Here is a 26854-nt window from a genome sequence, read left to right as displayed (position 1 = left end):
AATGAGTGATATTACTTTTTTTCTTCCAACACGTAAAGGGAGTCAGCGTGTAAAAGACAAAAATACTAAACCGTTTTCAAACTTTTCCGGCGGCATTCTTGAGTTAAAACTTCGTCAATTAATAAGTAGCCAATGTATTAGTCAGATAATTTTGTCTACAAATGATGATGTTTCAATGAAAATTGCAGATGAAATTAATATAGAATGCAACAAAATTAAAGTTGTAAGAAGGCCTGATGAGCTATGCTTGAGCACAACTCCCCTTGTAGATTTGATAGAGTACGTTCCTTCCATTACTGATACTGAACATGTTATATGGGGGCACACGACCACACCGTTTATTACCTCAGATGATTATGATAGGGCAATAGAAAAGTATTTCGATTGCTTAAGCAAGGGATATGACTCTTTAGTCAGTGTCCATCCATTTCAAAATTTCTTAATAGAACCTGATAGTAAGCAAATTTTTAACACACATCAGAAGCAAAGTAAATGGCCAAGAACCCAGGATCTACCCATATTGTTTGAGGTAAATCATGGTATGTTTATTACCAGTTGCAGTATTTATAAAAATAAAAAGGATCGTATAGGAAGTAATCCTTACTTGTACGAAATGGATAGAATCCGATCTTTTGATATAGATTGGGAGGATGATTTTACAATTGCTGAAGCTATATATGAGAAGATTTTTAGAAAGTAAAGCTATTTTTTGGGACTTTGATGGGGTATTACTCGACTCAATGCCTGTAAGAGATAGCGGGTTTGTTCAAACATTGTCTGGATACCCTAAGGAGCAAGTTGAGAAACTTTTAGACTTTCATAGAAAAAATGGAGGGTGGTCTAGATATGTTAAATTCAAATATTTTATTGAGGAAATATTAGGCGAACAGGCTGATCAAAGCCGCATACAACAATTTGCCAATAATTTTTCAGAAATTATGCTTAAGAATCTGGCAAATCCTTCACTGATCATTCAGGATAGCCTGACTTTTGTTAAGTCGAAATTTGATAAAATTGATATGCACATTGTTTCCGGATCGGATGGTCAGGAATTAAATACGTTGTGCTTGCAATTGGGGATTGAAAAATATTTTAAATCAATTAATGGATCTCCAACACCAAAGGAAGAATTGGTAAAGCAGGTTTTGGAGAACTATGGATATCATTCTTCTGATTGTTCTCTGATTGGCGACTCCATCAATGATTGGCAAGCAGCGAATGCTAATAACGTAACTTTCTACGGTTATAATAACGTAACGTTAAAGCCTAAACATCAATACATAGAGTCATTTAGTAACTTATGATGGACCACACCTCAATTTTGGTGGTATTAAATAATTCGTTAGGTGAAGTTCACTTTATCCTACCCTATCTGGTTAAGGCTAAAGAAGAGTTGAGTGTAAAAGTCTATTACTATTTTATAAATTCCAAGATCCATGACAAAGCCGCGGATGACCATTTTTATTACCAACAGCTTAGTGCGAGCGGAGTCATTATCAAGCCAAATGAGCTTTTCCCATTTCTATATAAAAACAGAAGAGCTATCAATCTTATTTTAAAAGATACTACGCGGTTAGGTGATGGAAATTTAGTGTCTAAGATTGCACTGCTTTGCCCGAATGCTCAACTTGCGTTATTTCCCCATGCCTATGCACTGTTGGGGTGCAATCAAAAAAAAGAGCTACCACCAGTACGGAATGATGATTCTGAAATGATTGATTATGTACTTTACAGCAATAAATATGATGCGCCGGTATTAGGACAAAGATATTCAAAAGATAAACTTCTGAATGTTGGGGCACTTGGATATTCAAGTTGGTGGAAAAGTATTGTAAAGTCGTATGTGCAGGAAAATAGTTTATTGTATGAAAAGTTAGAAAAGAAAGATAAGTCAGTAGTTTTATTGACATTAAGGGATATTCATGATATATATCTTACAGAAAATAACTTTGAATACTTGCTTCATTCTACTTTTGACTTTTTATTCCATGACACTGATTTCTTCGTTATTATAAAACCTCACCCAAGACAAAGTATCCAAAAGATAAATGGAATACTTGAGGTATATGATAGTTCTAGGTATATCATACAAAACCAAAACACTTTTGTACTTTCCTGTTTCGCTGACTTGAATCTGTCATTCTGGTCATCTTCTGTCACGGATTGTTTGGCGATGGGTATACCTACGATGGAGTTTCATAGGTTTCATAAAAATTTTAGTCAAACCATTCTAAATGATTCAGGGGAGATTGAGTCATTTTATAGTTGTTTGAAGTTAACATATAAAGTTACGTCCAAAGAGGAGTTGAAAGAGGCGTTTACTACTGACAGGCAGGGATTATTAAAACAACAAAAACAAAGAATGCAAGAGGTATTTGTAAATACCTCAAATGACAACTTCAAGCTATTGTTTGAAGGTAAGAAGAAACGATATTCTTTAGGACGTATGGTGAGATCATATATCTACATATTTCTTAAGTTTTTATATAGAAAATTAAGGCCAGCGTAGTTATTTAATTACTTGACTTAAAAGGATACATCATGTTTATAATAGCCGAGATTGCTCAGGCCCATGAAGGAAGCCTGGGAATAGCACATAGTTATATTGATGCGTTATCTGCTACCGGAGTAGATGCGGTTAAATTTCAGACTCACATAGCGGAAGCGGAGAGTAGTTCTTCTGAACCATTTAGAGTAAAGTTTAGCTATGAGGATGATACCAGGTACGATTACTGGAAGCGAATGGAATTTACCAGGGAGCAATGGGCAGGGTTAAAAAAACATTGCGAAGATTGTGGCATGGAGTTTATTTCATCGCCTTTTTCTGTCGCAGCGGTAAATCTGCTTGAGGAATTGGGAGTGAAAAGATACAAAATTGGTTCAGGCGAAGTTACGAACTACTTAATGCTGAAAAGGATCGCATTGACAGGTAAACCGATTATTCTTTCATCGGGAATGAGTAATCTGTTGGAACTGGAGAAGACTTTGGAGTTTCTGAAACCTTATGGTAACGATATTACCTTAATGCAATGTACTACAGCTTATCCGACCAAACCCACTCAATGGGGACTGTCCGGCATGAACGATTTGAAGGAGCTCTTTAATCTTCCGGTAGGGTTTTCAGATCACTCGTCAACAGTTTATGCAGGGCTTGCTGCTACTGCGCTGGGTGCTGAGGTGCTGGAGTTTCATGTGGTATTTGATAAAGAAATGTTTGGACCTGATGCTAAGGCCTCTTTAACAATACAGGAGACCAAAGCACTTGTAGAGGGAGTCAGGATGATTAGGGCTTCCCTTAAAAGTAGTTATAATAAAAATGAAGTGGCTGTATATGATGAGTTGAAATCAATGTTTGGAAAGAGCCTGGCTGTTAATAAAGATCTTCCTGCCGGTCATACAATAAGATTTGATGATCTTGAATCAAAAAAACCTGCAAATAAGGGTATTGCTGCAAAGGATTTTCAAAAAGTTATTGGAAAAAGGCTTCAAAGAGACATGCAGCAGTGGTCTTTTCTTACCTTTGAAGACTTAAACTGACAATTGTAAATACCAGTGACCCATTAAGAATAACTATGAGTGTTAGAAGAAAGGTTTGCGTAGTAGTGACAGCCCGTCCAAGTTACAGTCGTGTAAAAACAGCCTTAAAAGCGATAAATGATCATGCTGAGTTGGAATTGCAGTTGGTTGTAGCAGCATCAGCATTACTTGACAGGTACGGTGCTGCTATAAATTATATGGAAAAGGATGGATTCAAAATTGCAGCCAAGGTCTTCAACGTTTTGGAAGGAGAAAATCCAACTGCAGCTGCTAAAACAACCGGAATAGGCATTCTTGAACTGTCAACAGTATTTGATAATTTAAAACCTGATATTGTAGTTACCATAGCAGATCGATATGAAACTATGGCTACCGCTATTGCCGCGTCCTATATGAATATTCCTCTGGCTCATATTCAAGGTGGAGAAGTCACCGGGAATATTGATGAAAAGGTTAGGCATAGTATTACCAAATTGGCAGATTATCATTTTGTTGCAACTGAAGAAGCCAAATTGCGGGTGATAAAGCTTGGGGAGGAGAATTCACAGGTTTTTAATACAGGTTGTCCTTCTATTGACCTGGCTCATAATGTAAAGGAAAATCCAAGTTTTAATTTTGACCCCTATGTTAAATATGGCGGAGTTGGTAGCAAACCAGATTTAAGCAATGGTTATGTTGTAGTAATGCAGCACCCTGTGACAAATGAATATTCAAATAGCAGAAGGCATATTGAAGAAACTTTACAAGCAGTTTCAGATTTACCCTATCCAGTGCTCTGGTTCTGGCCAAATGTGGATGCAGGCGCTGACGGAACGTCTTCAGGAATAAGGGCATTTCGGGAAAGATTTAAACCGGCCCATATGCATTTTTTTAAGAACATGGAGCCTGATGATTTCTTAAAACTTTTAATTAATACCAGGTGTCTGATAGGTAATTCTAGCGTCGGTATAAGAGAATGCGCGTATTTAGGTGTTCCTGTAGTGAATATAGGGAGTAGGCAAAACAGGAGAGAGAGGGGAAGCAATGTGTTAGATGTTGGTTATAATAAAAAGGAAATCTTATCGGCTATTAACCATTGGTTAAATTCAGAAAGACCGGAGTACTCTCAGGTTTATGGAGGAGGTGATGCAGGTGCTAAAATAGCAAGACTGCTGGCCAATGTAGACCTTAGATTTTACAAAACAATTACTTATTAAGCTATCTATGAAATCAATAGCAATTATACCCGCGAGAGGTGGATCAAAGGGAGTAAGAAGAAAAAATATACGGCAGGTTGCAGGAAGTCCACTGATTAGTTATGCTATAGATTGTGCGAGAGATAGTAAAAAGATAACGGATTTTATAGTAGATACGGATGATGCCGAAATTGCCGAAGTATGCAAACAGTTAGATGCTGAAGTCTTGATGCGACCACCGGAGCTGGCACAAGATACATCCTCAGTAGTTGATGTTGCTATAAATACAATCAAACAACTAAGTGAAAAAGGCCGAACGTATGATATAGTGGTTTTACTTCAACCAACAGCACCGATTCGAACAGGAAAGAATTTGGATGATATTATTGATTTATTTGAAAGGGATGTCGATCAGGCAGTAGAAGGTGTAGTAAGTGTGATTGAGCAAAGTGATGTTCATCCAGCCAGAATGTATACGCTGGAAAACCTGAATATGATAGCCCTTAACCCGAAACTTGAGCATAAAAGAAGGCAGGATTTGTATCCTGTATATTTTAGAAACGGCTGTTTTTATGCAGTTAGAAGAGATGTCCTCTTATATAAACAAACCTTTATGCCAGAGCAGAAGAAAGCTTATGTAATGCCGGCGGAATGGTTGGCCAATGTTGATAATGACCGTGATCTGCTGATCGCCGATACCCTGGTTAAAGCATGGAAGGATGGAGTAGTATGAGAATTCTGATTACCGAACCGGAAGACTATAGTCCGGATGCCTTAAGTCGGTTAAGAAGCATTGGAGAAGTTATATTGATGGATACCCCTAATGAAAGTGAAGTTATAACCGTAATTAATGATATTGATATACTGGTTATACGCTTAGGACTGTATATTGGTAAAGACTTAATTGAAAAAGCATCACGTCTAAAATACATTTTAACTGCTACAACCGGACTGAACCATATAGATGTTGCAGCGGCAGATGTTGCAGGAATTGATATTGTAAGTTTAAAAGGTGAGACTGACTTTCTTGACGGTGTTCCTTCAACTGCTGAGCATACCTGGGGTTTGATTATTAGTCTGTTCAGGAATATTCATACAGCTCATCAACATGTTGTTCAAGGGGATTGGAACCGGCAGCTATTAAGGGGACATAATATTAAGGGTAAAAAACTTGGAATCGTCGGTTTGGGACGAGTAGGATCTCAGGTTGCCAATTATGCCCATGTCTTTGGGTGCGAAATCAATGCATATGATCCTTATTTAACTACATGGCCAGAGTATGTATCTGAGAAAAAAACACTTCAGCATATTTTTGAAGAGTGTGATATTATTTCGGTGCATGTACCGTTGGAAGATAGTACCCGCAATCTAATTAGTCGAGATGTTCTCAAATATTCAAAAAAAGGCGCTTGTTTAATTAATACCTCCAGAGGGGAGATTTGGGATGAGGTTGCAGTAGCAGAATATTTAGAGAGTAAGCATTTAGGAGGAGTTGCAACCGATGTTATTAAAAATGAACAAGATTTGATGGCCCGTCAATCTAATCCGTTACTTAAACTACTAAACAGTAACCATAAGTCTTTATTGATAACTCCGCATATAGCAGGCGCTACTTATGAATCTATGAAAATGACTGAAGATTTTGTTGTTGACAAGCTATTCAAAAAGATTAAGGTACATTGATGTTGATGAGAGAAGGCCGGTAAGTTAAATTATATGATTGGTAAAAAGATATTAGCTATAGAAAGAGAGCTAGACCTGAACGGTTTTACTTATAGAGGAGAGAATATTTGGCCAATAATTAGAATGGCAATTTACCTTAGTGCCAAAAAACCACAAGGGTTTAATAAGGCACGAATCCCGAAAATGCTTGTTTTCTTTATTGCAGGGTGTTCAGAATTTCTGAAACAACGTATCTTAAAAAGTAAAAAAAAAGAGGTCGTTTTGGTCACTTCCAGCCATTATAAGGTTAAGGAAGGAGCCAGTACATTTGATCGGGTACTGAGTCCGGTGATAGACTATCTCAAAAGTAAAAATAGTATTAGTGTTTGGGAGTTTACTTCAAAGTATGGATACGATAATAATTTGAGCTACATCGGTTTTGTAAGGACCATCCAGAGAGAGATTTATTTTCTGCTTCAAGTAAGGAAATTGTTTTTGCTAAAAAGGAGAAAAACGACGTTTTCTGGAGACATAGAGAAACTCAACTCACTTCTAAAGGAATACGATATTAAATTTAGATTTGACGAGTCTTTCATTAATAAATTGAGTCTTATTTTCTTTCAGGCAGACTATTTTCAAAAACAATTAAAGCGCTTAAGAGCCAAAAAAGTTTTCCTCGTTTGCTATTACGATGTCAAATGTTTCAGTGTTTTACTTGCTGCAAATCGCTTGGGAATATATTCGATGGATTTGCAGCATGGGGTACAAGGGAAATATCATATGGCCTATGCTAGCTGGCCTTCTGATATTATAAAGGATAATAAATTTCTGCCAACACATTTTTATGTTTGGGATAACTTCTCATATGAAACTATTCTTGCATGGAAGCCTGAAAAATTAAATGTTTTAAAGGGTAGTAATAAGTGGTTTTTGGATAGAGCAAAAAAGACAGGTAATGATATTATACTTGTTTCTATGCAACGTCGAGAGGATGTCATTCCATCATGTTTAATTGATATCATTAAAAATTACTCTGGAGATAAACGTTGGTATGTCAGACTGCATCCAAGACAAATAGATGAGTTGAAAATGATTGAGGGTAAATTTGCCTCAGAGGGGTTAATGAGCAAAATTGAGTTAAGGAAAGCAACCGAACTGCCACTTACAAGCTTGTTGGAGCGAACTTGTATGCATGTTACTTTTTATTCAAGTGTTGCTATTGAGGCCAGCTATTATAATATACCTACTTATTTTCTTGATGAGGAAAGAATGATTCATTACTCACCTTATTTGAATGAAGAAATGGTTTTCAGTTACCCCAAGCATGATTTTAATAGTGTTATAGACCTCGTTTTAAAAAAACAATCTATTGCTCCAGCCAAGTTTGAAGATAGAATAAGTATTCTAGATACATTTGTTAATGGGAAATAGTAGCACTCCTAATATAAGCGTCGTTATCCCTGTGAAAAACAGGAAGGAAAGTTTGTTGAGAGCCATCGAGTCTGTAAAGAAACAAACCCTTAGGCCAGATGAAATCATTGTTGTTGATGATGGTTCTGCTGAGAACGTAAAGGACATACTTGCGAAGAAACATGCTGATGTCATGGTGCTTAGGAATGAAAAGTCTATGGGTGCTCCTTATTCAAGAAACAGAGGGTGGAAGGCCGCTTCGTCTGAATTAATATCTTTTCTTGATAGTGATGATGAAATGAAGCCATCAAATCTTCTTCATAAAGTTGAGCTAATGGTGGATCAAGATTGTGATTTAGTACTTGGATCATTTGAACTCAATGAAAATGGCACATCCCATATCCAAAAATTTAAGGTTGACAATAATCGTACTTTGAGAGATCACCTTTTGCTCAATTCTTTATTTGATGCAAGAACTTCTACATTTGTAGTAAAGAAAGAGGTATTGGAGAAAATAGCTTTTGATGAGTACCTGAAGAAGCATCAGGATTGGGATCTTTTTATCAATATAGATAGCAGCTACAAAGTAATGTTCTCTAATGACTGTGATGTGATACTTCACATTTCCTCCAATGATAGAATAAGTTCTAAATTACAGCATGATTCTACCGAATACTTTATTGATAAGAATAAGAATAAAGTTTCCGATGATGCCATGTACATGTTTATTTTGAAAATGCTTTATAAATCGCAAATAAGGAATGACAAATATGGAGTGAAACTTTATAGGAGCAAACTGTTTACTTATGCAGGAAAAGTGAGCCTGCGATATGAGTTTATACTTTTTCTGATAAGATACAAGTTGTTGAATGTTAGTTTATTGCAGAAGTTGAAAACTATGCTGAAAGCCTGGTTATGAGTAAGAAGCTGCTTTTAGTTATTGGTTCTTTAAAAACGGGTGGAGCTGAACGTGTTACGGTCACTATTGGAGGAGAGCTACAGAAGAGGGGATATGAAGTACATTATGTACTACAAAGAAATATTGTAGAATTACCGAATGATATTCCTAAGAATCGAATTCATGTATTAAGAGAAAAAGAGTCTCAGAGTCGAATTTATAAATTTTATACACTTTTTATAAAGCTTTTTTTTGTATGTAGAAGAATAAAACCTGATTATGTAATTGCATTTAGTCGGGTTAGTAGTTTTATCTCATGCTTTACTTTTCATAGAAACCTGATTGCCAGATTTGATGCTAATCCTTACATTTTAAGTCGAAAGCAACATAGGTATGCCGACTTTGTATTTAAATGGCCATTTACGAGAAGGGTGGTAGTTCCATCTACAGGTATGTACGATGCAATTTCAAATGTCAGGTCAACAAAGGAGTATAAACTGGTTGTAGTTCCCAATTCTCTGGATTTTGAGCATGTCATTTCCTTAGCCCAGGAACCGTCATCATTTAAGACAGATTATAAATTTATATGTGCAATGGGACGGTTTAGTAAGGATAAGAATTTTGAACTTTTATTGAATGCTTATAGTAAAAGCCGCATTAAGGAACTGTACAGGTTGGTGATCATAGGAGATGGGAAGCTATCTGAAAAACTACACTCTTTGTCAGAGTCTTTAGGAGTTCAAAAACAAGTAGTATTTACAGGGTACATTAAAAATCCATATACTATTTTAAAGCAGGCTCAGTTTTTAGTAAATACATCTATAAAAGAAAGCTTCTGTAATGTGATTTTGGAAGGATTAGCGTTGTCCTTGCCTGTTATAGCAACGGACTGTACTTATGGACCGTCGGATATGGTGAAAAGTGAAAAAAATGGTTATTTAATTAACACCAATGATGAAGGTGAACTTGTGATGTTGCTTGATAAGATAGCAGATAACCCCAATCTTATATTGCAATATAAAGAGAATACGGTTAATAGCATTTCTTCATTTGAATTAAATAATGTTATTGGTCAGTGGATAAGGTTACTGGCATAAATAAATACTAGGTTGAAGAAGATTAAGGTACTGCAGATTATTAAGTCACTGGGAAGAGGAGGGGCAGAGATGTTGCTTGCAGAGCTACTCCCACTACATGATCACAATAAATTTGAATTTCATTATATATATTTTCTGCCCTGGAAGGATCAGATGGTCGCTGAGTTGGAACATGGGGGCGGAAAGGTAGTTTGCTTTGCTGCTAAAAATAACATACAAATCATTCGTCAGTATAATAATGTAATTGCATATATACAAAAGCACAAGATTGATTTAATTCATGCGCACCTTCCCTGGGCCGGTTTTATCTCACGAATTGTTAGATATAAAATAGGTTTGCCAGTGCTGTATACTGAGCATAATAAACAAGAACGTTATCATAAAATAACCTATATTTTAAATAAGCTTTCGTTTAAGTATCAATCTGCAGCAATAGCAGTTTCCAAGGATGTAGCTGTCTCCATTAAGGATAATATTAAAACAAAAATACCGGTACATATTGTTTTGAATGGGGTTAATACCGGAAAATTCAAAAGAGACGTCAACTTAGGAGCTAAAATCCGTGAAAAATATCATATCCCGGAAAATGCCTTTGTGGTTGGAACAATTGCGGTATTTAGATTTCAGAAACGTCTAATAGAATGGCTGCAAGTATTTAAAGAGGTTGCTGACGCAGACTCAACATTATATGGAGTAGTTGTTGGAGATGGCATTCTAAAAGATGAAATTTTGAGGGAAAGAGAGAGGCTTGGCTTGACAGATAAGGTATTGTTTCCTGGGTTACAAACTAATACGGTAGATTGGCTCTCCACCATGGATGTCTATATGATGAGTTCCATTTTTGAAGGACTACCAATTGCGTTGTTAGAAGCCATGAGTACAAAATGCCCAATACTTACAACTGATGCAGGAGGTATTAAGGAGGTGGTGAATGAAGGGGTGAGTGGTTTGATGGTACCAGTGGATAACTGGAGTGAACTTGGAGAAAAGTTAAAATTATTGAAGAGTAATTCTGAGTTGCGAAAGTCTATGGCTTTGGAAGGGCGTAAGAGAGTAGACCAGTATTTTAGTTTGGCCAGAATGGTAACTAAACTAGAAGACTTGTATACTTCAACTTTAGGTGTTAAACAATAGATATTTTGAAGTTAAGAGAGGCTACTGAAAAGGATATACCGGCTATAATTGAACTGCTAAAATTATCTCTAGGAGAGTCATTAATGCCAAAGTCGGAAGATTATTGGAAGTGGAAGCATATCAATAATCCTTTTGGCAAATCTCCTGTATGGCTTGCGGAAGAAAATGAAAAATTAGCAGGAGTAAGAGCATTTTTGAGGTGGGATTGGATGAAAGGTAAGGAATGCATAAAGACTCTAAGAGCAGTTGATACTGCTACACACCCGGATTATAGAGGGAAAGGGATATTTAGAAAACTAACCATGGGATTAGTTGATGAGAGCATAAAGCAGGGATACGACTTTATATTCAATACTCCCAACAAAATTAGTAAGGCCGGCTACCTGAAAATGGGATGGGAAAACGTAGGTCGATTACCTGTTAATTTATGGATATTTCGACCATTTTCAGTGTTAGGAAGCAGACTTGGTGCTAAGTCTCATGCAGAATTCATAACTCTGGATGAGGGGCACAAGTTTGATCTGCCAGGTAAACTTAGGCAGTTCGAAATTAAAAATGAAACTGAGTTATGGCATACGCCATATTCATTCGACTTTTTAAAATGGAGATATGTAGATGTGCCGGTTATTACATACTATGGACATTACGATTCAATTGCTAATTCGGGAATTATTTTTCGTATTAGAACGGGTATATATGGAAAGGAACTGAGAATTGTCGAAATGTTTGGGGAGATAACGAGCATAAAAAAACTGATAAAGGATGTGCAGAAGTTTACTAAGGCTGATTATGTATCATGGGGTGATAATAAAACATTTGGCCGCATTAGTTACAAAAGTTATAAACTTCGCATAGGCCCTGAGGTAACAGTCAGAAAACTGAATAAAGGTACAGAAGATTTTCTAAATTTTGGCAAATGGACTCCCGGTCTGGGAGATCTGGAATTATTTTAAAGATGATCTATGCATTCGTCATATTAATCTTACTTTGGGTTATATCCACAGAACTTATCAATAAAGTTAGCAAGAAGGATAAGCGTATCGATAGGAAGTTTTTGAACAATATACTCATCTATCATTTTTTACTCTCTTTGGCCTACTATATAGTTGCTCAGTTCAGCCGTTCTGATTCAAGAAACTACTATAGAAAAATTGAAATGGGGTTCCGCGGTGATTCATGGCTGGATTTCTACGGTACAAGTACTACGTTCGTGGAATGGATTGGGTATCCATTTGTTAAGTATTTGGGATTTACCTATGAGGCAATGATGGTTGTTTTTGCTTTTTTTGGGTTTGTAGGTTTTTTGTCCTTTTACGTGTTTTTCAGAGAACGCATATTGTTTAAGCATAGCTTTATGGGGTATGATGTGCTTACGTTGTTCTTTTTTTCTTCCAAACTTACATTTCTGGTCAGGCTCCTTTGGCAAGGGCGCTATTATTTTCATGGGTATCGGCTTATACTTTTATGGTGTAAATAGAGTTTCAGAGAGATGGTTGGTATTACTTTTGGGAGGGTTAATAGTTTATCATGTTCGTCCTCACGTAATGTTCGTTATACTTGTTGCTACGGCCATTGGCTTTACATTTAGCTCCAAGGGGGTAGGATGGGCAACGAAATTGTTGGTTATAAGCCTGTCGGTGGGAGCGTTTATTTACATATACCAGGATGTGATGAATTTTGTTGGGATTGAACAGGGAGAGGAATTGACAGAAGGAATGGAGTTTGATCAGCGAGCGGAATCTTTATCAAGGGCAACTTCTGGAGTTGATATTAGTAATTATTCTCTTCCCTTGAAACTATTCACTTTTTTATATCGTCCGTTGTTTTTTGACTCTCCTGGTATATTGGGATTGGTGGTATCCTTTGAGAATGTTTTTCTGTTATTTATCTCTTTATATTTTATTTTTAAAGGGGGGCTTCTTTATATTGTTAGAGGTAATTTTATGGTCAAAACTACTTTTATAAGCTTTTTTACAGTGTCTCTTGCCCTGGCTCAGGTATCTGGTAACCTTGGGTTGGCAATCAGACAAAAAAGCCAGGTTATGCTACTATTTTTGTATGTTATAATTAGTCTTATGGATGCCCAAAAATTAAAGAGATATAGAGAGAGGATGGCAAATAAAAAAAGAGTATTAAGAAAGAGAATACCATATTTAAATAATGCATAAAACAGGAATATTTGTTATTTCACTAGATTTTGAGTTGCACTGGGGAGGTTTTGAAAAGTGGCCACTTGATTTGTATGTAGATTATTTCCTTAACACAAGGAAGGTTATTTTGGAAATGTTGGACATTTTTCAGAGTAATAATATCCACGCTACATGGGCAACGGTGGGGCTACTTATGCATAAAAATAAAGCAGAACTTCTTAACAATCTGCCAACTATTAAACCAACTTATGCCCTTTCATATTTATCGGCATATGACTATATCGAAAAGACCGGCATTGGCGATAGCGAAGAAATGGATCCATTTCATTATGCTTTCTCCTTAATACAGCAAATTAAAAAAATTAAAGGACAGGAGATTGGAACACATACTTTTTCCCATTACTACTGCAATGAAATGGGACAGCAACCAAATCAGTTTCATAGTGATATTATGGCTGCGAAGGTTGCGGCCAAATCATTAAATGTTTATTTTGAATCTTTAGTTTTTCCAAGAAATCAGTATAACCCTGAATATCTGAAAATATGTGCTGAAGAGGGTATTAAGATAGTACGTACCAACCCTTTAGATTGGTGGTGGCAAATAGATAGTGCTCACAATGAATCAAAATGGAAGCGCTTAAATAGAGGAATGGATGCATACTTTTCCATAGGGGGTAAAACATCTTATAAAATAGAAAGCCTTAAACAAACTATGGGCGTTATACTTTTGCCAGCGAGCCGTTTACTTAGACCATATAATCCTAAAGAATTGTTTCTTAACAATCTTAAGATCAAAAGAATAAAGAAAGAAATGAGTTTGGCGGCCCTAAATAAGGAGGTTTATCATCTATGGTGGCACCCTCACAACTTTGGTCATTTTCCGAAGAATAATTTGGATGGGTTGGTTGAAATAGTTGAACATGCTAAGACGCTTTCTGACGAGTATGGCATGAAATCTCTCAATATGGGTGAAATTGCTTATTTATTCAATAATGAAATCTCGGAAAATTAAATTACTGAGGATAACTACCATCCCCGCCTCTCTTAATGTATTGCTTAAAGGGCAACTGTTGTATGTTCAGTCTCATGGGTTTGAGGTGTTAACAGTTAGCTCTGCTGGGCCAGAAATCGACGAACTTGTGCAGCGCGAAAATGTAACACATTATACTATCCCGTTTACAAGGAAGGTTACTCCACTGCATGATTTACGATGTTTATGGCGCTTAATTCGCTACATTAGACGTGAAAAGATAGATATTGTACATACTCATACACCAAAAGCAGGTCTCTTAGGTATGCTGGCTGCATGGTTATGCATGGTTCCACATCGGTTTCATACTGTAGCCGGCATGCCATTAACAGAAAGCGTAGGTGTAAAAAAGCTAATTTTAAAATGGACTGAGAGAATAACTTATTGGAGTGCCACAAAAGTTTACCCGAATTCAGAAAAGTTAAAACTGTATATAGAGCAAAATTTGTTTAGAGGTAACAATAAGCTATCCGTTATTGGCTATGGTAGTTCAAACGGGATTGATACTAGTTATTTTAAGAAAAGCAGAGACTTGGAGCTTTCAGGGAAAAACATATTAAAGGAATATGGAGTTAACGGCGATTGTATGATCCTCACTTATATAGGAAGGATTGTGGCTGATAAAGGCATCAACGAATTGGTGGAAGCTTTTCAAAAACTTAATAAAAAAAAATCTGAGAAACTGAGACTATTTTTGATAGGTGATTTTGAGGATGATCTTAATCCTGTAAATGGTCATACACGACAAACGATAGAAAATGATGCAAATGTTTTTGCAATTGGTTTTAAGCATGATATAAGGCCTTACCTTGCAATTACAGATGTTTTTGTTTTTCCTAGCTATAGGGAGGGATTTCCTAATGTAGTTTTACAAGCATGTGCTATGGAAGTGGCATGTATTGCTTCAGATATAAATGGGTGCAATGAAATTATAACACATTTAAAGACCGGCCTTTTGATCCCTTCAAAAAATGTAACGGAGTTATATGAGGCTATGAATCTTCTGGTAGATAACCATTCCTTAAGGGGGGAAATGGCTAAAAAATCGAGAAAACGGGTGGTTGAAAAATTCGCCCAAAACTTCCTATGGGAGGAAATTGTGAAAGAGTATAAAAAACAACTTAATGTATAGGAAATTTTTAAAAGGATTGATAGACAGAGCAGTTGCTTTTATAGCCCTGATCATATTATTACCTTTATTTGTTCTATGTATTTTCCTTTTGATTTTATTCAACAGAAATGAAGTTTTTTTTGTGCAACCTCGTCCTGGTAAAGATGAAAGAATATTCAATCTAATTAAATTTAAAACGATGACCGATGAGAGAGATGCAGTTGGAAATTTATTACCGGATAAAGATCGTTTGACATGGATTGGGGGATTTATTCGTAGATCATCATTGGATGAACTGCCGCAATTAATAAATATCTTAAAAGGGGATATGTCCTTTATAGGACCGAGGCCTCTGCTTGTGGATTACCTGCCCCTATACAATAGATTTCAACGTAGAAGGCACGATGTGAAACCTGGACTTTCCGGGTGGGCGCAGGTTAATGGTAGAAATACTATATCATGGGAAAAAAAATTTGAATACGATGTGTGGTATGTAAATCATCAGTCCTTTTTATTAGATGTTAGAATATTGCTTCTTACCGTTAGAAAGGTTCTGAAAGCGGAGGGGATCAATGCAGAGGGTACTGTTACTATGGAAAGATTTACTGGAGATGTCGATAGCAAGTATTAATAATATTATCAAAAAACATATAATATGAAGAAAATTGCAATTTATGGTGCTGGAGGTTTTGGGCGAGAGGTACTTACTTTGATAAACGCAATGAACAAAGTTTCAAAGGAGTATGAATTCATTGGTTTTTTTGATGATAATGCAAATGCCAAAGTTGCCAATTATAAAGTACTTGGAGGAAAAGACCAACTTCTTCACTTTAATGAACAGCTAGGGATAGTTTTTGCAATAGGTAATCCAAAAATAAAGAGGGAGATAGTTAATTATGTAGCACCGAATAAAAAATTGACCTATCCGATTCTTATCCATCCGCAAGTTATAATTGGGGAAGAGTCATCGGTTGATATAGGAGAGGGAACAATCATAGCTGCTGGAAATATAATAACCTGTGATATAAAAATTGGAAAACATGTGATTCTCAATCTTTCATGCACAATAGGTCATGATACAGTTATAGAGAACTATGCCTCTTTTATGCCAACTGTCAATATTTCAGGGGAAGTTATTATAAAAGAGGGAGTCTATGTGGGCACTGGTGCAAAAATTATAAATTTGGTGACCATTGGAGAAAATAGTATCATAGGGGCAGGTGCTGTGGTAGCCAAAGATATTCCTGCAAATGTGACTGCGGTAGGGGTTCCTGCAAAGGCTATAAAGTAGGCATGAGTTTTTTTAAAGAGTTTAAGCCGGCCATTACGTTTCTCGTTAAGTTTTTAGTGATTTATGCTATTCTTAATTTATGTTATGGATTATATATAAGCTTTTTTTCGCCTCAACCGGATCCATTAACAGAATGGGTTACTGATCAATCGGTGTTATTGCTGGATTTATTAGGTTATGCAACATCTCCTTCAGAAAGTGCTGGACATAGCTCAATCGATATTCTTTTAAATGGAAATAATGTGATATTGAGTGTGTATGAAGGGTGCAATGGTGCTAACGTGGCTATTATATTTGTTGCATTTTTATTTTCCTTTGGGCATTTAAGAACAAGGTTGGTTTGGTTTTTACCAGTAGGTTTAGTTGTTATTCACCTTGTTAATTTGCTCAGGATTGTGATTTTATTTTCTGTAGCTATTCATTTGCCAGAGTTTATGTACTTCGCACATAAATACTTTTTTACCGCATTTATTTATTTTGCCGTCTTTTATCTTTGGTATGTATGGATAAATAAACTATATAAAATTAATAGTAATGAGGGTTCCGCCGGGTAGGAGGATGGTATTAATTTTCGCTTGTATTACAGCTTTAGCTGGAAGTTATATTTTTCAACGCGAAATTCATGGTTGGCTTAAAGTATTTGAACTATCAGATTTTTCAGCGTTTGCAATAGGTAGGTCCATACGATTTTTTACTAATAATTTGTTAGTAATATTACTAATATATGGAGTTTTTGGAAAGAAGAAATACGTTGTATTTTCTATGTATATCTTAATTATTGCAATAGTTTTTATTTTAGTGCCATATATTATAATCAAATCTTATACTACCTACAATGGTCCTTTAATATCATTTTTACACCGACTTTTAGTTAATCCACTACTGATGCTTCTGTTAATACCGGCATTCCTATTACAGGAAAACTATTCAAATAGAGATAATCAAAAAAACACTAGAATATAATGGAGGAGAGAATATATTTATCTTCACCCCATATGGGAGAAAAGGAATTGGAGTATATAAATGAAGCCTTTAGAACTAACTGGATATCCCCGGTCGGTCCAAACATTGAAGGGTTTGAGTGTGATCTGTCTTTATTTACAGATGGATATCATGCAGCTGCTTTAAGTTCAGGTACTGCCGCGATTCATCTGGCATTGATAATTTTGGGGGTAAAAGAAAATGATGAGGTAATATGTAGTTCCTTTACATTTTCAGGTTCATGCAATCCAATTGTTTATCTTAAAGCTTCTCCGGTATTTGTGGATTCAGAGAGTGATACCTGGAATATGGATCCCGAGCTTTTAAAAGTCGCGATTGCCGATCGTATTACCAAAGGGAAAAAGCCAAAGGCTATAATATTAGTACATCTATATGGTATGCCTGCAAAAATGGACGAAATACTTACTATTGCACGTGAGTATGAAATCCCTGTTATTGAAGATGCAGCTGAGGCGCTAGGTTCTAAATATAAGGGACAAAAATTAGGAACTTTCGGGGATATTGGTATCTTTTCGTTTAATGGGAATAAAATAATTACCACTTCCGGAGGAGGAGCACTAATCTCAAAGCACCTTCAATACATACAGAAGGCTAAATTCCTTGCTACCCAAGCCAGAGATGAAGCACCTCATTATGAACATTCTGAAATAGGATTTAACTACAGAATGAGTAATATATGTGCAGGCATAGGTAGAGGACAGATGACGGTCTTAAATGAGAGAATAAATCAAAGAAGGAAAGTTTACAACTTTTATTTGCAAAATTTATCTCAGGATGGCATTTCCTTTTTAGAAGAACCCAAAGGTCATTTTTCTAACAGGTGGTTAACCACTATCACTTTATCTCCTGAAGTTTCTGTTGAACATATTAGAATAGCTCTTGACAGGAAAAATATTGAGGTTCGCCCATTATGGAAACCAATGCATAAACAGCCTGTATTTGAAGGAGTTCCTTATTACGGAAGCGGTGTTTGTGAAAAGTTGTTTGAAAGAGGTCTTTGTTTACCATCAGGGTCAAATCTGACTTTTGAACAGCAAAACGCTGTTATTCAGGCTATTAAATCTTTAATTTGATGGTTACTATGAAATATGTGTCAGTATTTAATAAAAATTGACTATGGTAGGTTTTGAGTGGAATCTTTCCGACTTTAATTAATACCGTACACGTTTATTAGTTAATAGAATTTGATGTATCTTTATAGTTATTTAATCAAGATTGATGTGAATAAATTAATTGTAGCCATAACATTCCTTTATTTTATCCCTTTTTTTGTTTTATCACAGGGTGTTAACGAATATAGAACCAGGAATTCCGGTGCCTGGGACGACGCTGACACTTGGGAGCGGTTTAATGGGGCTTCATGGGTTCCTGCAGATGACTTCCCAACCTCTGCAAGCGCAGACAGAACGGCTGTTAGAAATGTACATTCAGTATCTATATCCACTAACATTGATATAGATCAGTTCAGAATAGCAGGGCAACTTGAAGTTGAGGCAGGAGGAGTTTTTAGAATTAACAATGGAGGAGGAGATGATTTATCAATTATTTTAAGTGGAACCATAACTGTTGATGGAGTCTTAGAGAATCAAAACGCTACATTTTCAGGAGTGAATGCTTCAAATCTAATTGTTAATTCTGGTGGAACCTATAGACATTTGTATACAACTTCGTCCGGGGAGCCTCCTGTGGCTTCCTGGGATGCTAATTCTACCTTTGAAATATCCGGATTTACTACAACTTTAAGTGTTTCTGGTAATAATTGGACCCAACAGTTTGGTAATGTAATAATAGACTGCTCGGCATTGGCATCTGATCAGAGTGTATCTCTCGGAGGTAAAATTCAGCAAATTAATGGCGATTTTATTGTAAATAGTACAGGGTCAGGGCAGGTAAGATTAAATAATGTTGAATCTTCGATAATTAATGTTTCGGGGGATTTTAGAGTTTTAGGTAGCTCGAATTTTAATATTAACCGGGACGGGGATCTTACACTTAACATTTCTGGAGATATGCTATTTAACACTTCCAGAAATACATTATTGGCGAGTTATGGGCAAACAACTATTAACTTGTCAGGTTCCTTCACTATGGATAATACCCCGGGTACTATAATGAATTGTGGGCTGGGGTCTGGACGAACAACCTTAAATGTAGAGGGTGATGTAAATATAACAGGGGGTACTTTAACAGAAATGGGCTCTGCGAGTCAAGGCAATATTAATTTTATTGGTAACCCAACCAGCCAAACCCAATATTTTACCAGAACCGGATCCATTTTGAACACTATTAATTATTTGATTGAAGCAGATGCGATAGTTGATTTAACACGAAACGCTATTCTTGGACTGGGGGATTTGACAGTTTCAGGAGTATTAATGGTGGGGGGATTGAGCACTGATGGAGCAATACAAGCCTATCCGGCAAATTCCGGAAATATTCGAAATGGAGGAACAAGGACTTACAATCCTGGTTCAGTAATTATCTATAATGGGGAAGATGTACAATATCTGGGAAATGGACATCCAGGATCAGAATCTCCTGGTGTGGATGTGATCATCAACAATCCTAATGGAATTGAATTTGCAGATAATTTTAGTGAATTAACAGTGACAGGTGATTTAACCTTGCAAGCAGGAAATCTAATCGTTGGGAATAATAAATCACTAGTTCTTAATGGAGATTTGATTTCAAGTTCCTTTATCACGGTGACCTCTACAAGTGATATAACTATAAATGGTACAGGCGATTTCGGAACCTTTCCTTTCCCAAATGGAGATCAGAGCCTTCGTGATTTTACACTTGATAGGTCTTCAGGAACTGTTGAAATTCAAAATAGTTTAACAGTTAACGGAACCTTGAATATGACTGACGGGGATCTTCTTTTGGGAGGGGATGAACTTACACTAAATGGGGAGTATAATAGAACCAACGGTAATTTTTCTGTAGAGGATAATTGCATTGTTAGCATAGGAGGCTCTGGTTCATTGTCTTCTTTCAACTTTCTTCCTTCGGGTAATAGGTTTAACTCATTTTTGTTGACAAGGGCAGGAGCAAGTACTGGTCTACTTAGCGCTATTGAATTAACGGTTTTGCTTTCAGTTGAGAATGGAGCTACTTTTAACTCAAATGGTTTTTTGACATTAATTTCATCCGCTGATGATTCTTTTGTAGATGCAAGAATTGGTCCTTTGGTTGACGGATCATCGGTGGTTGGTGATGTTACGATTCAAAGGTATATGAGCCAGGAGGGAAACATAAATCGCTATATTTCTTCTCCGGTTCAAAATGCAACGGTAGCTCAACTTCAGGATGATTTTTCTATAACAGGGGGGTTCACAGGAACCAGCTTTCCTTGTACAGGATGTAATAACAACTCACATTCCCTCAGGTATTATTTGGAGGCTGCTAATGGTAGCATAAGTAACGGTTATTTAGGTTACCCCAATTCATCAAATACTGAGACGTTGGAAACAGGAAGAGGGTATTTGGCATATATGTGGGAAGATGTGCAGGTTTCCTGGGACCTGGTGGGCAATGTTAACAGTGGGGATATTGATTTAAATATTACACATACTGTATCTACCCCAGTTAACCCGGATGCTGATGGGTGGAACCTTATAGGAAATCCATACCCTTCACCGGTTTTTTGGGACAATGGCAGTGGTTGGTCAAAAACAGACATAGCACCTGTTATATATGTTCCAGACAATGCCAGTGGGTTATTTAGAACGTGGGATGCTGATAGCCAAAGCGGTGATCTTCCAAATGGTGTTGTTGCGCTTGGACAAGCTTTTTGGGTATATGCTGAAACAACGGATGCTTCTTTAACAATAAATGAAAATGCAAAAACAGCTCTAAGTGGAAGTTTCTTTAGGAAAGGAACCAATGAGTGGCAGGAATTAACAATTTCTCTTACGTATGATAATTTTACGGATAATTCCTTCATTATTATTAGGGAGGATGCCAAGCCTGGATATGAACCTGGTAGGGATGCACCTAAATTACAAGGAGAACTGTTTAGCGTTTCTGTAATGGAAAATCCAGGAGAGCGAAAATGTGTTCGTTTTGCTACGGATAATAGTGACGGTACATGGATATATATTAAGGCTGTTAACGAAGGTGATTATACTTTAACAATGAATTCAGATAATTCCTTCATAGAAGATCAGCATCTGTATCTTTACGATATATATACTGGCGAAAAATATTCTCTGTCAGAAACAAAAACAATCAATTTCACGGTTGACTCAAATAAGGAATCAAAAGGAGCCCGTTTTGTTTTGAGGAAAAATGACCATAATCAATCGGTAGTTGAATCTCCACCAGTCAATGTATATCCAGTGCCTGCTGCAGACTTTATTAATATAACAGCATATGCAGGTGTACCTACGCATGTCAGGATTATAGATTCTAGAGGTAGGGTAGTTTATCCAGAAGTTAGAATAGATGAGAATGGTGATAGAATTAGCGCTGTTGTGGATATGTCTGGTTTGAGAAGTGGAATATATTTACTAGTATGTAATATTAACGGACAGGTAGTATCAAAACGTATAATAAAAGAGTAAGAATGCGGATAAGGCTTATTGTTGTTGTGTTGTTATGTTTTTTACAGGTAACAGCTATATTGGCTCAACCTGGTGGTGGACCACCCCCCGACCCGGGGGAACCAGTGCCGATATGGGGAATAGAAATATTACTTTTTATAGGGGGAGCTCTGGGTGTTAGAAGGGTTATGAAATCGTCCCGAAAAAAGTGATTCAAATTATAATTGGGATTTAGCCTTGATAACTCATTTTTTGCTAAAACTAAGAATATTACCACGTTGGATCATTATTCTTATTGATTTACTGGTGGTTGGGTGTGCGACCTACCTTGCTTATTTGCTCAGATTTAATTTCGAATTTGAAGAATTAGAACTATTTAATTATACTCTTGGTGTTGGTGTAAATGTGCTCGCTTGTTTGGTTGCACTATTATTAACTAAGAGCTATGCAGGAATTGTAAGGTACACCGGTATCCAAGATGGTTTAAGGGTTTTTTACACACTGATTGTAACCCATGTAATAACCTGCTTTGTCAATTTATTGTATCATTACAATTACGAAAAGAATTTAATACCTTACTCCGTTATTTTAATTGCCTTTCTTGCTTCTTTTTTATTCCTGTTTCAGTATAGACTCTTGATAAAGAATGTGTTTTCTTATTATAGAGGCGTTATTACTAATAAAACAAGAGTTATCATTTTTGGAGCTGGACAACTAGGGATTGTCACTAAGCAGGTGATAGATGGTAGCGACGGCACCAAGTATAAGGTGGTGGGATTTATTGAGGATGATAATAGAAAGATTGGGAAAATCATTCATGGTACCCCTATATACAGCGGACTGGCATTAGAATCTTTATTGACCAGCCTCAAAATTAGTGAATTAATAATAGCAGTTAACCAACTTCCTGTAGAAAGAAAGAATGAAATTGTTGATATATGCCTGGATTTAGATGTTAAGGTCAGAACGGTTCCACAGGTTGAACATTGGGTGAAGGGTGAACTCAGTCTGAACCAAATTAAAGAGATAAATATTGAAGACCTACTCGGTCGAGAGACAATTGAACTTGATAATGAGGCTGTCAGAAATCAGATCTTAGGTAAAAGAGTATGCATTACAGGAGCGGCTGGATCTATAGGAAGCGAGCTTGTAAGGCAAGTTATCCTTTATAAACCATCTCAGCTCATATTAATAGATCAGGCAGAATCTGCTCTTTATGACGTTGAACGTGAGTTTGAAGATGTGAAAGGGATTGAGTTTTTTGTGGCTGATATTACGAATTTTGATAGGTTGAATGATGTTTTTATTAATTTTAAACCGGAAATAATTTTTCATGCTGCTGCCTATAAGCATGTGCCAATGATGGAACGTAATCCTATGGAAGCAGTTTTGTGTAATGTGTTGGGTACAAAAAACTTAGCTGATCTGGCTGTTAAATTTCATGTAGAGAAATTTGTAATGGTTTCAACTGATAAGGCTGTAAATCCTACAAACGTAATGGGATGCTCAAAAAGAATTTCGGAGATTTATGTAAGATCATTGAATAATCATCTCAGGGAATTGGACGATAGCCACACTTCATTTGTGACAACACGCTTTGGTAATGTGCTTGGCTCCAATGGTTCCGTTATACCATTTTTTCAAAAGCAAATTAGTAATGGCGGACCTGTAACTGTTACACACCCTGAAATAACCAGGTATTTTATGACTATTACTGAGGCTTGCCAACTAGTTCTTGAGGCTGGGGCAATGGGGAAAGGGGGAGAAATATTTATTTTTGATATGGGTAAATCCATTAGGATTGTGGATTTAGCAAAGAAAATGATTCAGCTATCCGGGTTGCAGTTAAATCTTGATATAGAAATTGTATTTACTGGTTTAAGGCAAGGGGAAAAATTGTATGAGGAACTACTAGCCAGCAAAGAAAATACGATCGCAACTCACCATCAAAAAATTATGATTGCGAAAGTGCTTGAATACGACTATAATCGGATTACTCAGGATATAGAGCGTTTAAGAAAGGCAATTTTCAGTCATAAAGATGATTATGAAATTGTGAAAATTATGAAAGAAATAGTCCCTGAGTTTAAAAGCAATAGTTCTCGTTATCAAATTTTGGATAAGAAGCATATTGTACCTGCGTCTTAATAGGTTAACAGAATTATTTGAAATAAAATATTCCTTGTTTTTTGATGTAGCTGTGTTAATCAGGAATTAAATCCCCTTAAACCATTCACCATTGTGCATGTAGGAACTTTCTACCATACCAAAGATGCAAAAATGAGGATTTTGGCGTTTAAGCTACGTTTATTAGTAAGAGTAAGGTTAGAGAGTTTTTAACCATTTAAGATATCTAATGTTAACTTGTAAAAAATATTTAATGTTAAGTATTTTATCTATCTAAGATTACTTTCGGCGATTCCTTTGAATATTTCGCCTTGGCCCTTTATTCCTGGCTCTGGATTTAAAAGTAAATATATCCGAAGGTAAATAATATTCAACTTTAACATTAAACAAGAAGTATCCATCATTATTGTTGGGATTCCCTCTAATATGATCAGGTTCAAGACCAAGAGGTGGCAGGTCCAGTTCATGCCTTTTATCGGCCATTGCTTGTACTAGAGGATCTTCTATAGAGGAGTGTAGTTGGTAGGTTGTACTGACGTCGTCTAAATAGTCAGTAAATGTTAATCTGTAGCCGCCTTCAATAGCAATATTTATAAAGGGACTTGCTTTATATTTGATACCGGCTCCAAATGGAATGACGATAGCTAATCGGCTGTAGTTGACGCCTTCTGTCTGTAAAGGTTGAAGAGCGATATACTTTCCAGCCTTTTGTAGATCATTACCGTCCCAATCGGTGGAAGGAACCTCTCCCTTAGGATTAAAATATAGTAAAGCAACCCCCAAAAAACCATAAGGGTTAAATTGAGGTCTTTGATAAAATCGTGCCCCATTTGGAAATGCGTTTATAATTCCTACAACGTTAAACTCTAGATTATCGCTTCGAAATGATAGGTTTCTCAAAATTCTACCATTTACATCAGCATCACGATCGTCTCCCTTTAGACGAAACCAGGTCATTTCAGCCCTTGCTGAAATGCGAGGATTAAAGAAATATTGCATGCCAACGTTTAAGCTTGGTTTGGCGTCCATATACTCACCAGGGTCTTTAAGATCACCAAAATAGGTGGATGTGCCGGTACCTAAAGAAACAATAGCATCTCTTCCTCCGCTAAACCTGAAAAAGCTTTGGGAATATGCTAATTCGGTTATAAATAACAAACCTATGCTGAGTACAGCTACAAATATCTTCATGGTCTAATTATACTCATTAAACTTCAATTTAATAAATAATGTTGGTAATTATAAAAAATAGTAACGTCAAAATGAAGCTATAGTTTTTTACTTACCTGTAAAATCAAAATAGCCCCGCATTTGCAGAGCTATTTGTAGTGCACTCGGAAGGATTCGAACCCTCAACCCCCAGAGCCGAAATCTGGTATTCTATCCAGTTGAACTACGAGTGCATCAGCTATATTGCTATAGCTTATATTTTAAGACAATACTTCTTTTACTTTGGCTGCAGCATCTTTTAATAAGATGGCCGAAGATACTTTTAATCCTGACTCTTCAATGATCTTAGCACCTTCTTCAGCATTGGTTCCTTGTAGACGAACGATGATTGGAATATCAATGTTTCCAATTTTCTTGTAGGCTTCTACAACACCATTAGCCACACGGTCGCACCTAACGATACCCCCAAAGATATTAATCAAAATGGCTTTTACATTAGGATCTTTCAAGATAATTCTAAAACCCGCTTCTACAGTCTCTGCATTGGCTCCACCTCCAACATCAAGGAAGTTTGCAGGCTCTCCGCCTGAAAGCTTAATGATATCCATGGTAGCCATAGCAAGACCCGCGCCGTTTACCATACAACCTACGTTACCGTCAAGTTTAACATAGCTTAAGCCTGATCTTCCGGCTTCTACCTCCGCAGGATCTTCCTCAGTGATGTCTCTGAGTTCAGCGAGGTCTTTGTGTCTGAAAAGGGCGTTGTCGTCAAGGTTTACCTTAGCGTCAACAGCCAGTATTTTATTATCCGATGTTTTTAGAACAGGATTGATTTCGAACATTGATGAGTCAGTGGCCTCATATGCTTTGTAAAGTGAGTAGATGAATTTCACCATTTCTTTAAAAGCATTACCTTCAAGACCTAAAGCAAAAGCAATTTTACGTGCCTGGAAGCCTTGTAGCCCTACTGCAGGATCGATCCACTCTTTCACGATTTTTTCAGGCGATTTTTCTGCCACTTCTTCGATGTCCATACCACCTTCAGTAGAGGCCATGATCACGTTGCAGCTTTTTGCCCTATCAAGCAATATACTCAGGTAGTATTCTTTTGGCTCAGAGTCGCCAGGGTAGTATACATCCTCAGCGATAAGGATTTTGTTAACTTTTTTGCCTTCTTCACCAGTCTGGTGCGTTACCAATGTGCCACCCAGTATGCCTTTGGCTTTTTCAGTTACCTGATCCAAAGATTTGGCTAAAACAACTCCATTTGAACCAGTCTCCTTCACTTTTCCTTTTCCACGTCCACCGGCATGAATTTGAGCTTTGATTACATACCAAGTCGTACCGGTCTCATTGTGAAGTTCCTTCGCTGCATCCAGTGCTTTCTCAGCATTGTCAGCTACGATACCTCGTTGTACCTGTACGCCGTATTTTTTTAATATGTCTTTTGCTTGATATTCGTGAATGTTCATGCTTACAAATTTTTGCACGAAAGTAGTTCTTTTGGTTTTATATT

The 26854-nt window shown here is 36.7% G+C and carries 25 protein-coding genes and 1 tRNA gene; 23 read left to right on the top strand and 3 right to left on the bottom strand.

What is annotated here, in order from left to right; translation table 11 throughout:
- Position 1: 1 nt before the first annotated feature.
- From LVD17_RS25540 to LVD17_RS25435, 23 genes are all read left to right on the top strand, one after another.
- Positions 2-700 carry an acylneuraminate cytidylyltransferase family protein gene (locus tag LVD17_RS25540; RefSeq protein ID WP_233762716.1) on the top strand — a complete coding sequence of 233 codons (699 nt, stop codon included), beginning with the start codon at positions 2-4 and terminating at the stop codon, positions 698-700.
- Entirely contained in the window at positions 678-1304 is a 627-nt protein-coding gene (locus LVD17_RS25535) for an HAD family hydrolase (RefSeq protein WP_233762714.1), read from the top strand. The genes LVD17_RS25540 and LVD17_RS25535 overlap by 23 nt, the downstream gene beginning before the upstream one ends.
- The gene (locus LVD17_RS25530) at positions 1301-2509 is read left to right on the top strand and encodes a pepsin/retropepsin-like aspartic protease family protein (RefSeq protein WP_233762712.1); all 1209 of its coding nucleotides are present in this window, start codon (positions 1301-1303) and stop codon (positions 2507-2509) included. Before LVD17_RS25535 ends, LVD17_RS25530 begins: the two co-directional genes overlap by 4 nt.
- 32 nt (positions 2510-2541) lie before the next feature.
- Positions 2542-3537: an N-acetylneuraminate synthase family protein gene (locus LVD17_RS25525; protein WP_233762710.1), complete on the top strand. Its 996-nt coding sequence runs from the start codon at positions 2542-2544 to the stop codon at positions 3535-3537.
- A gap of 35 nt (positions 3538-3572) precedes the next feature.
- Complete coding sequence (gene neuC, locus LVD17_RS25520; RefSeq protein ID WP_233762708.1) at positions 3573-4733, top strand: UDP-N-acetylglucosamine 2-epimerase; 1161 nt, start codon at positions 3573-3575, stop codon at positions 4731-4733.
- Between the two features lie 7 nt (positions 4734-4740).
- A complete protein-coding gene (locus tag LVD17_RS25515; protein ID WP_233762706.1) occupies positions 4741-5445 on the top strand; it encodes an acylneuraminate cytidylyltransferase family protein in 705 nt (234 codons plus the stop codon).
- Positions 5424-6395, top strand: coding sequence for an NAD(P)-dependent oxidoreductase (locus LVD17_RS25510; protein ID WP_233762704.1), 972 nt, complete (start codon positions 5424-5426; stop codon positions 6393-6395). Before LVD17_RS25515 ends, LVD17_RS25510 begins: the two co-directional genes overlap by 22 nt.
- Positions 6396-6428: 33 nt before the next feature.
- Complete coding sequence (locus tag LVD17_RS25505; protein ID WP_233762702.1) at positions 6429-7805, top strand: hypothetical protein; 1377 nt, start codon at positions 6429-6431, stop codon at positions 7803-7805.
- Complete coding sequence (locus LVD17_RS25500) at positions 7795-8703, top strand: glycosyltransferase family 2 protein (RefSeq protein ID WP_233762701.1); 909 nt, start codon at positions 7795-7797, stop codon at positions 8701-8703. The genes LVD17_RS25505 and LVD17_RS25500 overlap by 11 nt, the downstream gene beginning before the upstream one ends.
- Positions 8700-9779 (top strand): glycosyltransferase, encoded by a 1080-nt coding sequence (locus LVD17_RS25495; protein ID WP_233762699.1) that lies wholly within the window; start codon positions 8700-8702, stop codon positions 9777-9779. The genes LVD17_RS25500 and LVD17_RS25495 overlap by 4 nt, the downstream gene beginning before the upstream one ends.
- A 12-nt stretch (positions 9780-9791) precedes the next feature.
- Positions 9792-10913 carry a glycosyltransferase gene (locus LVD17_RS25490; protein ID WP_233762697.1) on the top strand — a complete coding sequence of 374 codons (1122 nt, stop codon included), beginning with the start codon at positions 9792-9794 and terminating at the stop codon, positions 10911-10913.
- A 5-nt stretch (positions 10914-10918) separates the two neighbouring features.
- Positions 10919-11866, top strand: coding sequence for a GNAT family N-acetyltransferase (locus LVD17_RS25485; RefSeq protein WP_233762695.1), 948 nt, complete (start codon positions 10919-10921; stop codon positions 11864-11866).
- 2 nt (positions 11867-11868) lie between these two features.
- The gene (locus LVD17_RS25480) at positions 11869-12390 is read left to right on the top strand and encodes a hypothetical protein (RefSeq protein WP_233762693.1); all 522 of its coding nucleotides are present in this window, start codon (positions 11869-11871) and stop codon (positions 12388-12390) included.
- Positions 12391-12583: 193 nt separating this feature from the next.
- Complete coding sequence (locus tag LVD17_RS25475) at positions 12584-13081, top strand: hypothetical protein (protein WP_233762691.1); 498 nt, start codon at positions 12584-12586, stop codon at positions 13079-13081.
- The gene (locus tag LVD17_RS25470) at positions 13074-14075 is read left to right on the top strand and encodes a polysaccharide deacetylase family protein (protein WP_233762689.1); all 1002 of its coding nucleotides are present in this window, start codon (positions 13074-13076) and stop codon (positions 14073-14075) included. The genes LVD17_RS25475 and LVD17_RS25470 overlap by 8 nt, the downstream gene beginning before the upstream one ends.
- Positions 14032-15225: a glycosyltransferase family 4 protein gene (locus LVD17_RS25465; protein WP_233762687.1), complete on the top strand. Its 1194-nt coding sequence runs from the start codon at positions 14032-14034 to the stop codon at positions 15223-15225. The genes LVD17_RS25470 and LVD17_RS25465 overlap by 44 nt, the downstream gene beginning before the upstream one ends.
- Positions 15218-15835: a sugar transferase gene (locus LVD17_RS25460; protein WP_233762685.1), complete on the top strand. Its 618-nt coding sequence runs from the start codon at positions 15218-15220 to the stop codon at positions 15833-15835. Before LVD17_RS25465 ends, LVD17_RS25460 begins: the two co-directional genes overlap by 8 nt.
- 24 nt (positions 15836-15859) lie before the next feature.
- Positions 15860-16495: an acetyltransferase gene (locus LVD17_RS25455; RefSeq protein ID WP_233762683.1), complete on the top strand. Its 636-nt coding sequence runs from the start codon at positions 15860-15862 to the stop codon at positions 16493-16495.
- A 2-nt stretch (positions 16496-16497) separates the two neighbouring features.
- A complete protein-coding gene (gene xrtF / locus LVD17_RS25450) occupies positions 16498-17049 on the top strand; it encodes an exosortase family protein XrtF (RefSeq protein WP_233762681.1) in 552 nt (183 codons plus the stop codon).
- Positions 17030-17458 carry an exosortase F system-associated membrane protein gene (locus LVD17_RS28750; RefSeq protein WP_370688780.1) on the top strand — a complete coding sequence of 143 codons (429 nt, stop codon included), beginning with the start codon at positions 17030-17032 and terminating at the stop codon, positions 17456-17458. The genes xrtF and LVD17_RS28750 overlap by 20 nt, the downstream gene beginning before the upstream one ends.
- On the top strand, positions 17458-18570 hold the full coding sequence (locus tag LVD17_RS25445; protein ID WP_233762679.1) for a DegT/DnrJ/EryC1/StrS family aminotransferase: 1113 nt from the start codon (positions 17458-17460) through the stop codon (positions 18568-18570). The genes LVD17_RS28750 and LVD17_RS25445 overlap by 1 nt, the downstream gene beginning before the upstream one ends.
- Positions 18571-18717: 147 nt before the next feature.
- Positions 18718-22062 carry a DUF8693 domain-containing protein gene (locus LVD17_RS25440; protein ID WP_233762677.1) on the top strand — a complete coding sequence of 1115 codons (3345 nt, stop codon included), beginning with the start codon at positions 18718-18720 and terminating at the stop codon, positions 22060-22062.
- A gap of 231 nt (positions 22063-22293) precedes the next feature.
- Entirely contained in the window at positions 22294-24189 is a 1896-nt protein-coding gene (locus LVD17_RS25435; RefSeq protein ID WP_233762675.1) for a polysaccharide biosynthesis protein, read from the top strand.
- A gap of 258 nt (positions 24190-24447) precedes the next feature.
- On the opposite strand, the gene LVD17_RS25430 is transcribed toward LVD17_RS25435, so the two are convergent.
- The 3 genes from LVD17_RS25430 to sucC all read right to left on the bottom strand — a co-directional run bounded on the left by LVD17_RS25430 (position 24448) and on the right by sucC (position 26810).
- A complete protein-coding gene (locus tag LVD17_RS25430) occupies positions 24448-25359 on the bottom strand; it encodes a DUF6089 family protein (protein ID WP_233762673.1) in 912 nt (303 codons plus the stop codon).
- Positions 25360-25497: 138 nt separating this feature from the next.
- Positions 25498-25571: transfer RNA gene (locus LVD17_RS25425), tRNA-Arg, on the bottom strand.
- 27 nt (positions 25572-25598) lie between these two features.
- Positions 25599-26810 carry an ADP-forming succinate--CoA ligase subunit beta gene (sucC, locus tag LVD17_RS25420; RefSeq protein ID WP_233762671.1) on the bottom strand — a complete coding sequence of 404 codons (1212 nt, stop codon included), beginning with the start codon at positions 26808-26810 and terminating at the stop codon, positions 25599-25601.
- Positions 26811-26854 lie beyond the last annotated feature (44 nt).

Source organism: Fulvivirga ulvae, from assembly GCF_021389975.1.
Classification (GTDB): Bacteria; Bacteroidota; Bacteroidia; order Cytophagales; family Cyclobacteriaceae; genus Fulvivirga; species Fulvivirga ulvae.
Note: the sequence above shows the minus strand (reverse complement) of the source record. Positions and strands in the feature narration are given on the sequence as shown.

Coding starts and splice junctions, on each gene's coding strand:
- LVD17_RS25540 (WP_233762716.1), top strand. CDS start 2: ATGAGTGATATTACTTTTTTTCTTCCAACACGTAAAGGGAGTCAGCGT.
- LVD17_RS25535 (WP_233762714.1), top strand. CDS start 678: ATGAGAAGATTTTTAGAAAGTAAAGCTATTTTTTGGGACTTTGATGGG.
- LVD17_RS25530 (WP_233762712.1), top strand. CDS start 1,301: ATGATGGACCACACCTCAATTTTGGTGGTATTAAATAATTCGTTAGGT.
- LVD17_RS25525 (WP_233762710.1), top strand. CDS start 2,542: ATGTTTATAATAGCCGAGATTGCTCAGGCCCATGAAGGAAGCCTGGGA.
- neuC (WP_233762708.1), top strand. CDS start 3,573: ATGAGTGTTAGAAGAAAGGTTTGCGTAGTAGTGACAGCCCGTCCAAGT.
- LVD17_RS25515 (WP_233762706.1), top strand. CDS start 4,741: ATGAAATCAATAGCAATTATACCCGCGAGAGGTGGATCAAAGGGAGTA.
- LVD17_RS25510 (WP_233762704.1), top strand. CDS start 5,424: ATGGAAGGATGGAGTAGTATGAGAATTCTGATTACCGAACCGGAAGAC.
- LVD17_RS25505 (WP_233762702.1), top strand. CDS start 6,429: ATGATTGGTAAAAAGATATTAGCTATAGAAAGAGAGCTAGACCTGAAC.
- LVD17_RS25500 (WP_233762701.1), top strand. CDS start 7,795: ATGGGAAATAGTAGCACTCCTAATATAAGCGTCGTTATCCCTGTGAAA.
- LVD17_RS25495 (WP_233762699.1), top strand. CDS start 8,700: ATGAGTAAGAAGCTGCTTTTAGTTATTGGTTCTTTAAAAACGGGTGGA.
- LVD17_RS25480 (WP_233762693.1), top strand. CDS start 11,869: ATGATCTATGCATTCGTCATATTAATCTTACTTTGGGTTATATCCACA.
- LVD17_RS25475 (WP_233762691.1), top strand. CDS start 12,584: ATGAATTTTGTTGGGATTGAACAGGGAGAGGAATTGACAGAAGGAATG.
- LVD17_RS25470 (WP_233762689.1), top strand. CDS start 13,074: ATGCATAAAACAGGAATATTTGTTATTTCACTAGATTTTGAGTTGCAC.
- LVD17_RS25460 (WP_233762685.1), top strand. CDS start 15,218: ATGTATAGGAAATTTTTAAAAGGATTGATAGACAGAGCAGTTGCTTTT.
- LVD17_RS25455 (WP_233762683.1), top strand. CDS start 15,860: ATGAAGAAAATTGCAATTTATGGTGCTGGAGGTTTTGGGCGAGAGGTA.
- xrtF (WP_233762681.1), top strand. CDS start 16,498: ATGAGTTTTTTTAAAGAGTTTAAGCCGGCCATTACGTTTCTCGTTAAG.
- LVD17_RS28750 (WP_370688780.1), top strand. CDS start 17,030: ATGAGGGTTCCGCCGGGTAGGAGGATGGTATTAATTTTCGCTTGTATT.
- LVD17_RS25445 (WP_233762679.1), top strand. CDS start 17,458: ATGGAGGAGAGAATATATTTATCTTCACCCCATATGGGAGAAAAGGAA.
- LVD17_RS25430 (WP_233762673.1), bottom strand. CDS start 25,359: ATGAAGATATTTGTAGCTGTACTCAGCATAGGTTTGTTATTTATAACC.
- sucC (WP_233762671.1), bottom strand. CDS start 26,810: ATGAACATTCACGAATATCAAGCAAAAGACATATTAAAAAAATACGGC.